Raw genomic sequence first — 14,749 nt, 5'->3', positions numbered from 1 at the left:
CCGGCGCGGGCGTAGGATATCTGAGAGGAGCTGTCCTTAGTACGAGAGGACCGGGATGGACGGACCGCTGGTGTATCAGCTGCATCGCCAGATGCATAAGGCTGGGTAGCCACGTCCGGAAGGGATAAACGCTGAAGGCATCTAAGCGTGAAGCCCCCCTCAAGATGAGATATCCCATGCGCAAGCAGTAAGACCCCTTAGAGAGTATGAGGTTAGATAGGCACAAGGTGTAAGCACGGTAACGTGTTCAGCTGATGTGTACTAATAGGTCGAGGGCTTATCCAAAAGATAGGTGTATAGAAATAGGATTTAGATATTCAGTGTTCGGTTTTGAAGGTACAATTATTAAACGAAATTTGTAATTATAAAATTGATATAAATGAATTCTTAAAAGACGGTCAAATGCCCGTCTTTTTTTGTTTTTTATATTTATTTTCAAAAATCTATGCTATACTAAATGAGGATATTCAATTAATTAACAATCGGTTTTTAGTTAGTTTTTGGTAATCAGTCATCACTTTAAAATCATTTTTTTTTACGCGAGGTGAGAGAATGGAATCAAAAATCCTGCTTGAAAGTGGTAACAATGAATTAGAAGTCCTTGAATTTAAGATTGATGACCATTGCTATGGCATCAACGTAGCAAAGATTAAAGAAATTATTGTGTACCAGGAAGTTACTCCAGTACCTAATGCACATCCTAGTATCGAAGGTATATTTATGCCCCGTGATACTATGATCACAGCTATTGATCTTAGAAACTGCTTACAGCGCGGTGCTTCTAAGGCAGGCGGCTTATTCATTATTACTAATTTTAATAAGCTGGATATCGCATTCCATGTTGATTCTGTAATTGGTATCCACAGAGTATCATGGGCTGATATTATCAAGCCTAATGCTACAATTTCAAAGGCTGAGGAGAGTATCTCAACTGGTATTATCAAATTTGAGAATCAGCTGATTATCATTCTCGACTTCGAGAAGATCGTATCTGATATCAATCCTAATACTGGTCTTAATATGGATGCTCTTGGAGATATCGGTGCTCGTCCTAGAAATGAAGTGCCTATTGTTCTTGCTGAGGATTCACAGCTTCTTAACAAGCTGATTGTAGATTCCTTGAATAAAGCGGGTTATAATAATGTTAGACACTTTGAGAACGGTAAACTGGCATATGATTATATCAAGGCTTGCAGGGATAGAGGCGATCTTGATAAGATTAAGTGCATTATTACTGATATCGAGATGCCTATCATGGACGGTCACAGATTGACTAAGCTTGTTAAGAGCGATGATGCAACTAAAGACATTCCTCTTATCATTTTCTCATCACTGGTTAACGAAGAGATGAGAAGAAAGGGTGAATCCTTAGGAGCTGACAGACAGTTATCAAAGCCTGAAATTGGTAACCTGGTATCTGTGATCGATGAACTTGTAAATGCTTCATCTGATGCTGGATGATATTTAACTGTGACTTTAACTCCCTTTGTTGGCTCAGTTATGAAACGCGTTTTCAATGACTGTCTCAATAAAGGGAGTATTTTAATATTTTTACGTGGAGTTTTTTAATGACTGAGAATTTAAAGACCCAAATTGACAATTGTGACCTGTGTATCGTAGGGGTAGGTCATGAATGGGATTGGGTAACCATGGGGATTCACAGCGATGAAAGATATTCAAAGCTGTTAAAGTATTGTGACAAAGAGGGTTTTCAATGGCTTCTACCACTCGTAGAATATGAATACGCATTTTACCATACGGATAATAGAATTGACAGTGCATATGAAGGCCTTCGCAAGTTACTGGGCAAAAAGAGATATTTCCTTGTGAGTGATCTCTTTTTACAGGATGCATTAATGCATGGGTTTGAACCGGAGAACTGTGTTTACCCTTGCGGAAATTATATGTATCTGCAGACACCGGATCTTGAAGATGAGCTTATCCTATCTGAGAAATGTCCTGAGTTTCAGGCAATTATTGATAGGATTCATGAGATCATCGTTTCAAATGATGGCAACTTTGATGAGGGTGAGAGCTTTGTAAGACCATTTTTAAATGGAAAAGAGCTATACCTTAATCAGAAGAGGCAGGAATACAGGAATATTAAGTATAACGAAATAGCGTACAAGGGAAAATGGGATGACTATATGAGATATCTTTCATCCACCCTGAATTTCAAGCTTCTTGTTCTAGAGCTTGGTGTAGGACTGGAATATCCAACAGTGGTTAGGTGGCCATTTGAAAAGGTGGCCTTTATAAATAATAAAGCCCATTTCATAAGGGTGCATGAGAGGTTGTATCAACATACTAAGGAAATAGAAGATAAGACAGATTCTATACAGATGAATTCCGTTAACTTTATTTTGCAGGAGTGCAAAGGGCTATGAATTCGAACAACGAAGAGTATCTGGACAGCTTGCTAAATTCCGCACAATCGAATAATAATAACCCCAAATCTGCCCTAAGTAGAATGTCTTCCGGAGGCCATGGTAGTACAAGTAATGCTAGTGCAAGCCGTCAGGAAGCCACAAACTTAGATGGCATGGATGAGCTTGTGCAAAATTCCAACGGAAATGCTGATATTGCTGATATTGGAAACATTTTGGACAGTCTTGATAAGGGCGAATTACTTGATGATAGTTATTCTGATTTATTAGAGGATATTGAAAAGCCTACAGATTCTTCGGTTCCAACATTTACTGTTGGTAATGCTCCAACAACTCAGGATACAAGAGATCCTGAGGAGGTGGCTTTGGATGAAGCTATTGCAGATGCAGAGAGAATGGATGCCGAGATACAAAGCGGCAAGTTCGATACTCCAGTAGAGCCTGCAGAGTCAGAACCAGCAGAGCCAGAGCCTGTAGAACCTGAGCCTGTGCCACAGGCCCCGCTAGTTGACGTTCAAGAGGGTGATGATTTCTCTTTAGAGATGGCTCCGGAAGTTATTATGCCGGAGGATAATGAAGTTTCTTTAGGAAAAGAAAATAGTTCTGACATGGACCAGACACCAGAGGAGATTCTTACGGATCTCCTTGATGACATGCCTGGAAATAGTCTTGTAGATTCCGGAGAGGAGGCTAATCAGGATAGCCTTAGCGATGTTCTGGACAATATTCAAGATGAGGATTCCTTCAATATTTCTGACTTAGATAAAGGAACAGAGGTTGATGACAGTAATGTTGACGACCTTACTATAAATGACCTTGATAATGCCATGAATGATATGGCATTGGAAGAGCCTGCATTAGAGGAACCTGCACCAGATCTTTCTTCTGAGACTTCTATCGAAGAGTCTCAGATTGAGGACCTTGTGTTAGAAGAACCTGCAGCAGGTGGTGCTGATGACGCCGGCTCAGAGCCTGCGCCAGAATCAGGTGCAGAAGAGGCAATGCCAGATCTTGCGTTAGAGGAACCTGTACCGGAAGCCGGTGCAGAGGAAGCAATACCAGACCTTGCATTAGAGGAAGCAATGGCAGATATCGCATTAGAAGAGCCAGAAGCAGCGCCGGAGGAAGCTCCAGCAGAAGCAAGCCCTGAAGGTGATGCAGATAACATCGATGATATGGATCTTAGCGACTTGGAGCAAGCCATGGAAGAACTTGGGGTTGCGGATTCTGATGTAGAAGGCGATATTGATACAGGCGAAATAGCTTTAGAAGATTTGATGAGTGCAGACGAAGGCGCAGAGGCACAGCCTGAAGAAGCAGAAGCTGCTGCGGAAGAACCGGCAGAAGCCGCTCCAGAGGAAGCACCCGCGGATGGTGGTGCGGACGCTGACGCAGAAGATGAATTTGATCTTGAGAACATGGAGGCCAGCTTAGATGACCTTCTAAGTGCTGACGAAGGAGAATCTACAGAGGGAGAGGTTGCAGCCGTGGCTGATTCTTCTGATGATTTTGGAAGCGATGATGGCGGCGAGGATATGCCTGATCTTGACGCGCTTATGAACAGCCTTGCCAGTGATGACATAGAGGATATTGAAAACGCTGCTAAGATGGAGGGAGATTCAGAGGAATCTGAAATCCCTAAGGAAGATATCCTGGAGGCTCTTACTGAGGACGGCTTTGAAGGCGCTGCCGGAGAACCATCCCTTGATGATTTGGCTGCTTTGGCAGGCTCCGACGTTGGAGGCGACGAAGAGGAACCAGAAACCAAGGGTAAAAAAGCTAAGAAGGGCAAAGGAAAGAAAGAGAAGAAGGAAGGTTTCTTTGCAAGACTGTTAAAGGCTCTTGTTGCTGAGGACGAAGAAGAGGCTGCCGGAAATGGTGAACTGGCAAGTCTTACTGATGAGAATCAGCAGGTTCTTAACGAGCTTGGTGAAGAAGGAGACAAGGGCAAGAAAAAGAAAGAGAAGAAAGAAAAGAAGCCAAAGGAGAAGAAACCTCCAAAGGAAAAGAAACCAAAGGAGAAGAAACCCCCAAAGCCAAAGAAGGAGAAGAAGCCAAAGCCTCCTAAGGATCCAGAGGCTCCGGAAAAAGCTATTTCTCCAAAGAAGGTTTCACTTTCATTTATATTTGCTATCAGCCTTGGAATACTGGTGGCTATACCAGCTATGGTACTTCCAGACAGAATTGCCAGCACAAGGGCTAATAACGCATATAAGAGAAGAGAGTATACAACTACCTACGAAATGCTTTATGGGAAAGAAATGGATGAGAACCAGACACTTGTATACGAGCAGGCAAGGGTTCTTGCGTGGGCAGAAAGATACATTTCCGGATATGATAATTACATGGCCATGAACATGGAAGAAGAGGCTGTGGATATGCTTTTGATGGCTATGAAGAACAAGGCAGACCTCATGGAAGAAGCCTCTAAGTTCAATGTTGAAATTCAGGTGCAGACCGTGTACGATAGTATAGAATCGGTGCTTAGAGATAAATATGGTCTTTCGGAAGAGGATGCGGCAGAGATTAACGCTATTAAGAAGGATAGAGACTATACTATCAGAATTCTGGAAGTAATTGGAGTTATTGAATCGTAAGTTCTTTTGCCATCTCATCATGTGAGCATCGACATCATTAAGCAAGGAGAGATGCCACATGGTAGCAGTTATCGATTATGATGCAGGTAACATCAAGAGCGTCGAGAAGGCCTTTGAATATCTCGGGGCGCCCTGTATTGTTACAAGAGACAGAGATCAGCTATTGAAGGCTGATCGGGTAGTATTGCCAGGTGTTGGTTCTTTTGGCGATGCTATGAACAAATTAAATGAATATGGACTTGTTCCGGTTATTAAAGAAATAACTGCGAAGGATGTTCCATTTTTAGGAATTTGCCTAGGACAGCAACTGCTTTTTGAATTCAGTGAGGAATCAGAAGGAGTTCCTGGCCTAGGCATTTTGCGTGGTAAAATCCTGAAAATGCCTACGACAGATTCAAATGGAAATGCCTACAAAATACCTCAGATTGGCTGGAATAGTCTTTCATATCCCAATAAGGGAAGACTGTTTAAGGGGATTGAAGAAAATAGCTTTGTATATTTTGTTCATTCCTATTATTTAAAGGCCCAGGAGAGAGACATCGTAACTGCAACCTGCGATTATTCCGTTACAGTAGATGCATCGGTGGAAAAAGGAAATGTATTTGCCTGTCAGTTCCATCCAGAAAAGAGTGCTGATGTTGGAATGCAGATATTAAAGAACTTCCTGGAGGTGTAAGGATGCTGACAAAAAGAATTATCCCCTGCCTTGATGTTAACAAGGGAAGGGTAGTAAAGGGTATCAACTTTGTTAATCTTAAGGACGCTGGAGATCCGGTTGCTGTTGGAGAAGCCTATTCCAAGGCTGGAGCAGATGAACTGGTTTTTCTTGATATTACAGCTTCTAATGAGCGCAGAGATACTGTGACTGACATGGTAAGAGAGGTTGCCAAAAAGGTATTCATCCCATTTACCGTGGGCGGCGGTATCAGAACTGTTGATGATATCAAGAATATCCTTAGAGAAGGCGCTGATAAGGTGGCCATCAATTCATCTGCCATTGAAAGGCCGCAGCTGGTGGCTGAAGGGGCAGAGAAGTTTGGCTCTCAGTGTATAGTAGTTGCTATTGATGCCAAGAAAAGAGCTGACGGCAGTGGCTGGAATGTGTATAAGCATGGTGGAAGAATCGATATGGGAATCGATGCCGTAGAATGGGCCAAGAAGGTTACAGATCTCGGCGCAGGCGAGATTCTTCTTACAAGTATGGACTGCGATGGAACCAAGGCTGGATATGATCTGGAGCTTACTAAGTGTATTTCAGATGTGGTTTCTGTTCCGGTTATAGCCTCTGGCGGAGCAGGCACTATGGAGCATTTCTATGATGCTCTTACGGTGGCAGGAGCTGATGCAGTTCTTGCGGCATCTCTTTTCCATTACAAGGAAATGGAGATAAATGATCTCAAAAAATACCTGGCAGAGCGTGATGTGCCAGTTAGATTATTAAGGTGACAGACAATGGGAATGATAACTGGAGACTGGCTTGATGCAATTGGAGATGAATTCAAAAAGCCATATTATGTAGATTTGTACAAGTTTGTAAAGGAGGAGTATTCCAAGAATGTGATATATCCTCCATCAGAAGATATATTTAATGCACTTCATTTAACACCACTTAAGGATGTGAAGGTCCTTATCCTTGGACAGGACCCATATCACGAGCCTGGACAGGCCCATGGGCTTTCTTTCTCTGTTAAGCCCGGAATGGCAGATACACCGCCTTCATTGGTCAACATTTATAAAGAGCTTAATGATGACCTGGGTCTTTACGTTCCAAATAACGGCTATCTTAAGAAGTGGGCGGACCAGGGAGTTCTTTTACTTAATACTGTTCTTACGGTCAGGGCTCATCAGGCTAATTCTCACAAGGGAAGAGGCTGGGAACAGTTCACAGATGCCATTATAAGGGCAGTTAATGAAAAGGACAGCCCGGTTGTGTACATGCTGTGGGGTAAGCCAGCCCAGATGAAAAAAGCTATGCTTAACAATCCTAAGCATCTTATTCTGGAGGCTCCTCATCCAAGTCCACTTTCAGCCTACAGAGGCTTCTTTGGCTGCAAGCATTTCAGTAAGTGCAACGAATTCTTAAAGGCCAATGGCCTGGAGCCAATTGACTGGCAGATAGAAAATATTTAAATAACTCTTGCAAAGTAATGCATTACTGTGCTAAAGTGTTTTCTGTATTACGGAAGTAGTATCAAGGAGAAAATTATGAAAAAACCATTTGTTACAAAAGCGCAGGTGGAGGAAATAGTTAAGAATTTCCCTACACCTTTCTACCTTTACGATGAAAAGGGAATTATAGAGAATGCCAAGGCTGTTTACGAGGCCTTTTCCTGGAATAAGGGATTCAAAGAGTACTTTGCTGTTAAGGCTACACCTAACCCAGTGCTTATGGATATTCTTGCTAAGCAGGGCTGCGGTTTTGACTGTTCTTCTGAGACTGAGCTTATCCTTACAAGTGCAGTAGGAGCCAGCGGACAGGATATCATGTTTTCATCAAACGACACTCCTGCTAGGGAGTACGTCCTTGCTGATAAACTTGGAGCCATCATCAACCTTGATGATTTCACACATATCGACTTTCTTGAAAAGACAATTGGCAAGATTCCAGAGACCATCTCCTGCAGATATAATCCTGGCGGAGTATTCACCATGAGTAACCAGATCATGGATAATCCTGGAGATTCCAAGTACGGAATGACTAAGGATCAGCTTTTCGAAGCCTTCAAGATCCTTAAGGCAAAGGGTGCCAAGAAGTTCGGAATCCACGCATTCCTTGCCAGCAATACTGTTACTAACGATTACTATCCTCAGCTTGCTGGTCAGCTTTTTGAACTGGCTGTAGAGCTTGAAAAGGAAACTGGTGCTGATGTGGCATTTATCAACCTTTCTGGCGGCGTAGGAATCCCTTACACACCAGATCAGGAGCCTAATGACATCGCCAAGATCGGTCAGGGTGTACACGAGCAGTATGACAAAATTCTTGTTCCAGCAGGAATGGGAGATGTAGCTATCTTCACAGAAATGGGAAGATTCATGATGGGCCCTTACGGAGCTCTTGTTACCAAGGCAATTCATGAGAAGCACATCTACAAGGAGTACATCGGAGTTGATGCCTGTGCAGTTAACCTTATGAGACCAGCAATGTATGGCGCTTACCATCACATCACTGTTCTTGGAAAAGAGAATGACCCTTGCGACTACGAGTACGACGTAACAGGATCACTTTGTGAGAACAACGATAAATTCGCTATTGGAAGAAAGCTTCCAAAGATAGATAAGGGTGATTATCTTTTTATCCACGATACAGGAGCTCATGGCTATGCTATGGGATACAACTACAACGGTAAGCTTAAATGCGCAGAACTTCTTCTTAGGGAAGATGGGACAGTAAAACTTATAAGACGAGCAGAGACACCTAAGGATTATTTTGCTACTTTCGATGTTCTTGACTACTCAGCCAAGATCAATCGAATTCTGGACAACTAATTGATATAACTATTAGTCAGTGGGGAGGAGTGCAGAATGAAGAAGCAGATTAATGAATTTGTGGACTATTTGATCAATGTAAAAAAATCATCACAGAATACCGCCGTTTCTTATAAAAGAGACTTGGAGAGAATGGCCTTATTTATGGAGAAGCGCGGAATTACTGATGTAACAGGGATTACGGAGGATGCTTTGTCATCCTATTCAGCATCTCTTTACGATGAGCATTTTGCTACGTCCTCAATTATCAGACATTATACTTCTATCAAGGCATTCTTCCGCTATATGGTTGAGAACGGCAATATTAGTGATAACCCGGCTCTGATTCTGTCTGCACCCAAGGTAGAGAAGACTGTGCCAAGAGTTCTTTCTACCGTGGAGGTGGAATATCTTTTATCTCAGGATTATGCTGACAGCCCAAAGGGTAAGCGCGACAGAGCCATTATGGAGCTTTTATATGCCACAGGACTTAAGGCTTCTGAGCTTGTGGACCTTAAGATGTCCAACATTGATTTAAGCCTTGGCTGCCTGCGTCTTAAGCGCAATTCAGCCTCCAAGAGAGACAGACTTATACCTTATGGTAAAAAAGCTAAGGATGCCCTTAACGACTATCTTCTTACTTCAAGAAGTGTTCTTTTATCTGGAAATAATGACGACGAGACAGTTTTCCTTAACTGCAATGGCAGACATATGTCAAGGCAGGGATTGTGGAAGCTGATCAAGACCTATGTTAAAAAAGCTGGAGTTAAATCCGATATTACACCATTTACTCTTAGACACTCATTTGCAGTACACCTTGTGGATAACGGAGCAGATGTGGCTTCAGTGCAGGAAATGATGGGATATGCAGACAGCAATACCATTTCCAGATACATAACTAAGCAAAAGAAAACTGAGGACCCATTTGAGTGGGCTCGTATAAGAAATTAAAGAAATAGATCTTTTAACAAAAATCCCCGCTACTTAGGTAGCGGGGTTAATTATTGCTTGAAATAATGTGGATTTATGAAAATAATAAATTCAGAAATTGTGAGATCATGTAAGATCTGCAATCTCTAAGAGAAGTCTCTCTGTATCTTCCCAGCCAAGGCAAGGATCGGTGATGGATTTACCGTATACGCCATTTCCGATCTTCTGGTTACCTTCCTCAATGTAGCTCTCGATCATGACACCCTTTACAAGATTGCCAATCTCAGGATTGAGGCGGCGGGAGTGGAGAACCTCCTTGACGATTCTTATCTGTTCCTTGAACTGTTTGCCGGAATTGTTGTGGTTGGCATCGATGATGGCTGCCGGATTAACGATATCTCTCTGGGCATACAGATCAAGAAGAAGGCTAAGGTCCTCGTAGTGGTAGTTAGGAATTGACTGTCCGTGCTTGTTGCTGGAACCTCTAAGAACGCAGTGCGCAAGGGGATTGCCGTTGGTCTTAACTTCATAGCCTCTATATACAAAGGAGTGGGACTGCTGAGCAGCATATACTGAGTTAAGCATAACTGAAAGAGTTCCACTTGTAGGATTCTTCATTCCGGCGGGCATATCAAAGCCGCTGGCTGTCATTCTGTGCTCCTGATCCTCTACAGAACGGGCACCGATGGCCACATAGGATAAAATATCAGAAACGTATCCCCAGTTCTCAGGATAGAGCATTTCATCTGCGGAGGTTAAGCCTGATTCCTCAATGGCTCTGATCTGCATATGTCTCATGGCGATGATTCCTGCTCTGAAATCAGTCTTACCCTCTGGATCAGGCTGAGAGGTCATTCCCTTATAGCCTTCACCTGTGGTTCGAGGCTTGTTGGTATAAATTCTTGGGATAATGATGAGCTTATCCTTGACCTTGTCATTGAGCTTACCAAGTCTTGAAACGTAGTCACATACGGCATCTTCGTTGTCAGCAGAACATGGTCCTACAATAACAAGGAATTTGTCACTCTTACCTGTGAAGACATCAGCAATCATGGCATCTCGTGAAGCTTTTAAGCTGGAAAGCTCTTTACTTAGTGGGAATTCAGCCCTTATCTCGTCTGGAGTAGGGAGTTTTTGTATATATTCAAAAGACATATGGTGATCCTCCGAAGGTGAATTTTTATTCAAATATAGCAAGATATTTTCACTCTGTAAATAAATATATTTTTATAGGAATGAATCTTCAATATATGCTAGGAATTTATGAATTTTTATTGTATAATCGTTAAGGTTGTGAGGAAATATGGAAAAGAGAGGTAATAGCAATGATTTGTAAAAAATGCGGTAGCGAAGTTGCTGAAGGACAGCGCTTTTGCGGCAACTGCGGTGCTGATGTATTTGCAGCAGAAGAGCCAGTTGTAGAGACAGTAGCAGAAGAGCCTGTTGTAGATGCAACTGAAGAAGTTAGTGCGCCAGCAGAAGAAGTAGCATCTGACAACGCTGAGGCAGTACCAGCAGCTGAAGAGAACAATTCTTCATCTGACGAGACAGTAGAGCAGACTGTCGAGACTCCAGCTAACGAGCAGGCACAGCCTGTAGCAGGAGCTAATCCGGTTAATTCATTTGGGGGAATGAACCAGGGTGGCTTCCAGAATAGTATGAACCAGAACGGTGGTTTCCAGGGTGGCATGAACCAGAATGGTGGCTTCCAGGGTAATATGAACCAGGGTGGCTTCCAGGATAACATGAATCAGGGTGGCTTCCAGGGCAATATGAACCAGGGCGGCTTCCAGGGTGGCATGAACCAGAACGGCTTCCAGGGTAACATGAATCAGGGCGGCTTCCAGGGCGGTATGAACCAGGGCGGCTTCCAGGGCGGTATGAACCAGGGTGGCTTCCAGGGTGGCATGAACCAGGGTGGAATGTATCAGGGACAGCCTGGTAAGAAGCCTCTTAATAAGAAGACACTCTTTATGATCATCGGTGGAGCAGCTGCTGCTTTAGTAGCTCTTATCGTAATTATTCTCCTTATTAAGGGTGCAAGCGGAAGTCTTGCTTCAACTGGTAAGGATAGAACAACTTATGATGGACCAACAATTTCACATGTTAATGGATACCTTATCAATAGTGATGGAAGAACCAACGATCAGTTTGAAGACGGATATATGCTTGATTACTACTTCTACACAGATAGATTTAATTCAAGCGGAATCGTTAAGGATGACAAGACAGTTTACTATGTTGACGCTGACCTTAACGTAACCAAGATCGCAAAGGGCGTTAAGTTCGTACAGCTCTGCGCTGATGGTGGTTTTGTTTACTATGTATCAGTAAATGACAAGGGTGATGATACTCTTTATGTTTACGATACAGAGAAGGCTAAAGAGACAGTAATTGCTAAGAACGTTTACTCAGGATCTGTTGCCGTTTCTCCAAACGGTAAGAGAGTAGCTTATAGCAGAAAAGAAGGTAAGAGAAAGTATGTATCATGCTTTGCGGACCAGCTCGGACACGAGAAGGTAATCAACAAGAAGGCAGAGTACTACGAGAACTTCTACGCTATTTCTAATGATACTTCAAGCTATGTATACACATCCTACACTAAGAAGGATAACAATACATACTACGTTCACAACAACAAGAAGATCAAGATCAACAACGGAAGCAGCTACTTTAACAGATTCTATGTTAACTATGATCACACAGAGATCGTATTTGGTACTGATTCAGGAGATACTGAGTACTATGCAGTAGGAATGGATTCTGCAGCAGAGCTCTTTGATAACGATCCAGATTACGTACTTTCACGTGCACCAATTTGCGAGACAGGTAACTACGGAAGAATCATTTGCGCAGATACACTTAAGACATCACTTTTTGCTCCATCTCATGAGAAAGTATATGCTATCACAGATGATGGTAAGCAGGGCGTTCTTGTTTCTAAGAATTTTGACATGGTAATCTTCGGTCTCGTTGATGACGAGTTCAATGTAGTATCAGTAGACGGAGAGGATATTGACAGATACATCATGATCAATGGTGATGCTGATAAGACTAACGTTTACTCAGGTGATGATGAGATCCAGGTTCTTGTTGGTAATGAAGATCTTAGTGAGATCTATTTCGTAGAGGATAGCGTTATCTACTCACTTGAGGATTTCCACTCAGATGAGTTCTATAATCCATCCGATGATTACTACTACATTTCAGTTTATAGCTTCGGTTATTGCGAAGAGACAGGTAATATCTACTTTGATTCTTATGATGGAGTAATCGAACTTGACCGTGGTGGTGACACTGATGTAATCGGTGATTCAATGAATGGAGTCGGATATGTTAACTATGACTTCTACTACATCATCGACGATGAGTTACATTACTACTTCGGAGAAAGAGAAGTTGTTATCGATCTTTAATTTAATCTGAATACAGATCGGATACACGATCATTAAGAAGCTTATAAAGCTCGTGGTTGTCATATGACGCCACGAGCTTTTTGCTTATGGCGGATATTTCCTCCATCTGAACTTTAGAGCAGGCAGGAATAGGCAAAGATTCTATGGCTGAGCGCAGAACCTTTACACTTCTGAATTTATGAGAGTAGTAGAATTCCATCATGGAGGAGTTGAGAATTCCGAGAATATAATAAATATCGTATCCCTTCACCTCAGGAATGAGAATATTAGCACTATTAAGGGAGAGTCTTCCCTTGGTATCCAGGGCAAACACAGGCTTATCGCTGATAAATCGGTAAAAGAGCTTATAAGGAGCCCTGTAAAGTTCATCAGGAGCCACCTGCTGAAGCTTGTTTCTGTCATAGACAATATAAGTAGAAGGGGACAGAACGCAGAATCTCTCAACGTCTATTCCCTTTATGACTTCTTCGCTTCCAGGAGTATCTTTTTTAACAAGAACCCCTTCATTAGAGCCTGTGACGATTCCCAGAGCAAATTTAGAGTTATCTTTTAATGTAAAATGGCTGCAGTTGTCCATTCTATCAAGGATCTGCTGTTCTGTATCATCAGCCAGAATATGGAAAGACTGGGATAAATCCCTTGAAGAGGACACATCAAAGCCTCTAATTAGCTTAAGCTTATCCCCGTGGCGCTTTAGGAACTCAACGTGGATACCGGATTTAGAGTTCTTTGGACCTATCTCTAAAATTACGCATGGACACTGAACCTTGGAAAAGACCTCTCCAAGGTAGAAAAGAGATGCTATGGATCCGGATTTAAGGATGATGTCCCGAATTCCCTGATGGGCTTTAGTTTCCAAAATGGTTTCCGGCAAAAGAAATATGAGCTTACCAGATGATGTTAAGCCCTTAATTGCACGTTCAATAAATAAAGAGAAGGATTCTGGCCTTGAAGATCCATAGAAACAGTCATAGCTCTTTTTAAATTCTTCCGCTTCTTTCTTGGTATAGCTATAGCCCCAGGGAGGATTTCCGATTATCACATCAAATTTTGGCGCGGAATCAGAAAGGTGCAGATAGTCAGCTCTTACGATATTGCTCTGAATTATGGATAGCTGATCCATGTAAGATATGCGTTTTCTGATGGATATGTTGATTCTTGCGATGGCTATGGCGGTTTCGTCGATGTCAAAGCCGTTTATATTTTCAAGCTTGATGCCTTCCGGAAGTCTAAGTAGGAAATTGCCGGTTCCGCAGGCTGGGTCGCAGATAGAAAGGCTTTCATAGCTCTTTTTATCTTTACCAAAGGTGCTGGTTATCATCTTGTCCACCACATAGAATGGGGTATAATAGGCCCCAGTGGCCTTCTTGTCGGTCATGGCACGAAGGGACAGATATAAAAAGCCAAGAGTATCCTCAAGGTCTGTGAGCACAAGGCTGTATTTTGAGAGAAAAAGAGCTTCCTCCTTATCAGGAGCATCAAAGACCTTACATAGCTCTTTTGCAATATCAGAGGGAATTCCTGCCTCCTTAAGGAAAAGGGCGCAGTAGTGCCCTAAAATGGCATTCATTGGAATGGTGCTGTCCTCTAAAGCCTTGATAAGAGCCGATATAGTCTTAAAATTTGGAGATCTGTTTGATATATAGGATTTGGGAATAAAATTAGAATCCAGAAGGCTTTTGTTGCGCCTTTTCTTAAGCATTCCAAGACTTTTAAGGTTATTCTTAAGTTCTTTTACCTGGGATTTATCGAAACAAAGACAAGAACTGATCATGTGGCCTTTAATCTTGCCAAGCCTGTACCAGTTCCTGATGGTGGCGGTGGAAACGCCTAGTATTTCTGATGTTTCTTTAAGGGTCAGCATATTGTGTTCCATATTTTAATTATCTTTTTAATCTTTCTAAATGTAAAGATGAAAAATTATAATATATAATATTAGGTAGAGGATTATCGG

The 14,749-nt window shown here is 42.3% G+C and carries 11 protein-coding genes and 1 rRNA gene; 10 read left to right on the top strand and 2 right to left on the bottom strand.

The features are described 5' to 3' along the window. The 9 genes from T541_RS0108375 to T541_RS19205 form a co-directional block, all read left to right on the top strand. A 23S ribosomal RNA gene (locus tag T541_RS0108375) occupies positions 1-285 on the top strand; the annotation flags it as partial. A 267-nt stretch (positions 286-552) separates the two neighbouring features. Then, positions 553-1,461: a chemotaxis protein gene (locus T541_RS0108370; RefSeq protein ID WP_026652293.1), complete on the top strand. Its 909-nt coding sequence runs from the start codon at positions 553-555 to the stop codon at positions 1,459-1,461. Between the two features lie 107 nt (positions 1,462-1,568). Further along, positions 1,569-2,387 carry a hypothetical protein gene (locus T541_RS20685; protein ID WP_026652292.1) on the top strand — a complete coding sequence of 273 codons (819 nt, stop codon included), beginning with the start codon at positions 1,569-1,571 and terminating at the stop codon, positions 2,385-2,387. Then, positions 2,384-4,984, top strand: coding sequence for a hypothetical protein (locus tag T541_RS0108360; RefSeq protein ID WP_155839484.1), 2,601 nt, complete (start codon positions 2,384-2,386; stop codon positions 4,982-4,984). The genes T541_RS20685 and T541_RS0108360 overlap by 4 nt, the downstream gene beginning before the upstream one ends. A 58-nt stretch (positions 4,985-5,042) precedes the next feature. After that, positions 5,043-5,660 (top strand): imidazole glycerol phosphate synthase subunit HisH, encoded by a 618-nt coding sequence (hisH, locus tag T541_RS0108355; RefSeq protein ID WP_026652290.1) that lies wholly within the window; start codon positions 5,043-5,045, stop codon positions 5,658-5,660. Between the two features lie 2 nt (positions 5,661-5,662). After that, positions 5,663-6,430: an imidazole glycerol phosphate synthase subunit HisF gene (gene hisF, locus T541_RS0108350; RefSeq protein WP_026652289.1), complete on the top strand. Its 768-nt coding sequence runs from the start codon at positions 5,663-5,665 to the stop codon at positions 6,428-6,430. Between the two features lie 6 nt (positions 6,431-6,436). Further along, on the top strand, positions 6,437-7,114 hold the full coding sequence (gene ung / locus T541_RS0108345; RefSeq protein ID WP_026652288.1) for a uracil-DNA glycosylase: 678 nt from the start codon (positions 6,437-6,439) through the stop codon (positions 7,112-7,114). Positions 7,115-7,186: 72 nt separating this feature from the next. Beyond that, positions 7,187-8,470: a diaminopimelate decarboxylase gene (locus tag T541_RS0108340; protein WP_034466555.1), complete on the top strand. Its 1,284-nt coding sequence runs from the start codon at positions 7,187-7,189 to the stop codon at positions 8,468-8,470. Between the two features lie 36 nt (positions 8,471-8,506). After that, on the top strand, positions 8,507-9,400 hold the full coding sequence (locus tag T541_RS19205) for a tyrosine-type recombinase/integrase (protein ID WP_051538162.1): 894 nt from the start codon (positions 8,507-8,509) through the stop codon (positions 9,398-9,400). Between the two features lie 105 nt (positions 9,401-9,505). Here T541_RS19205 and T541_RS0108330 read toward each other — a convergent pair whose 3' ends face one another. Continuing rightward, positions 9,506-10,534 carry a 3-deoxy-7-phosphoheptulonate synthase gene (locus T541_RS0108330; protein WP_026652285.1) on the bottom strand — a complete coding sequence of 343 codons (1,029 nt, stop codon included), beginning with the start codon at positions 10,532-10,534 and terminating at the stop codon, positions 9,506-9,508. Between the two features lie 170 nt (positions 10,535-10,704). On the opposite strand from T541_RS0108330, the gene T541_RS20680 reads away from it, so the two are divergent. Then, complete coding sequence (locus T541_RS20680; RefSeq protein ID WP_026652284.1) at positions 10,705-12,795, top strand: zinc-ribbon domain-containing protein; 2,091 nt, start codon at positions 10,705-10,707, stop codon at positions 12,793-12,795. 1 nt (position 12,796) lies between these two features. Here the strand turns inward: T541_RS20680 and T541_RS0108320 are convergent, their stop codons facing one another. Further along, a complete protein-coding gene (locus T541_RS0108320) occupies positions 12,797-14,671 on the bottom strand; it encodes a TaqI-like C-terminal specificity domain-containing protein (RefSeq protein WP_081779910.1) in 1,875 nt (624 codons plus the stop codon). Between the last annotated feature and the right edge of the window lie 78 nt (positions 14,672-14,749).

Source organism: Butyrivibrio proteoclasticus P6B7 (assembly GCF_000622085.1).
Lineage (GTDB): Bacteria > Bacillota > Clostridia > Lachnospirales > Lachnospiraceae > Butyrivibrio > Butyrivibrio proteoclasticus_A.
This window is presented reverse-complemented; position numbering and strand designations above follow the sequence as displayed.

Bases quoted from the DNA above. Each gene is read 5' to 3' on its own strand.
- T541_RS20685 (WP_026652292.1), top strand. From the start codon at position 1,569: ATGACTGAGAATTTAAAGACCCAAATTGACAATTGTGACCTGTGTATC.
- T541_RS20680 (WP_026652284.1), top strand. From the start codon at position 10,705: ATGATTTGTAAAAAATGCGGTAGCGAAGTTGCTGAAGGACAGCGCTTT.
- hisH (WP_026652290.1), top strand. From the start codon at position 5,043: ATGGTAGCAGTTATCGATTATGATGCAGGTAACATCAAGAGCGTCGAG.
- hisF (WP_026652289.1), top strand. From the start codon at position 5,663: ATGCTGACAAAAAGAATTATCCCCTGCCTTGATGTTAACAAGGGAAGG.
- T541_RS0108320 (WP_081779910.1), bottom strand. From the start codon at position 14,671: ATGGAACACAATATGCTGACCCTTAAAGAAACATCAGAAATACTAGGC.
- T541_RS19205 (WP_051538162.1), top strand. From the start codon at position 8,507: ATGAAGAAGCAGATTAATGAATTTGTGGACTATTTGATCAATGTAAAA.
- ung (WP_026652288.1), top strand. From the start codon at position 6,437: ATGGGAATGATAACTGGAGACTGGCTTGATGCAATTGGAGATGAATTC.
- T541_RS0108360 (WP_155839484.1), top strand. From the start codon at position 2,384: ATGAATTCGAACAACGAAGAGTATCTGGACAGCTTGCTAAATTCCGCA.
- T541_RS0108330 (WP_026652285.1), bottom strand. From the start codon at position 10,534: ATGTCTTTTGAATATATACAAAAACTCCCTACTCCAGACGAGATAAGG.
- T541_RS0108370 (WP_026652293.1), top strand. From the start codon at position 553: ATGGAATCAAAAATCCTGCTTGAAAGTGGTAACAATGAATTAGAAGTC.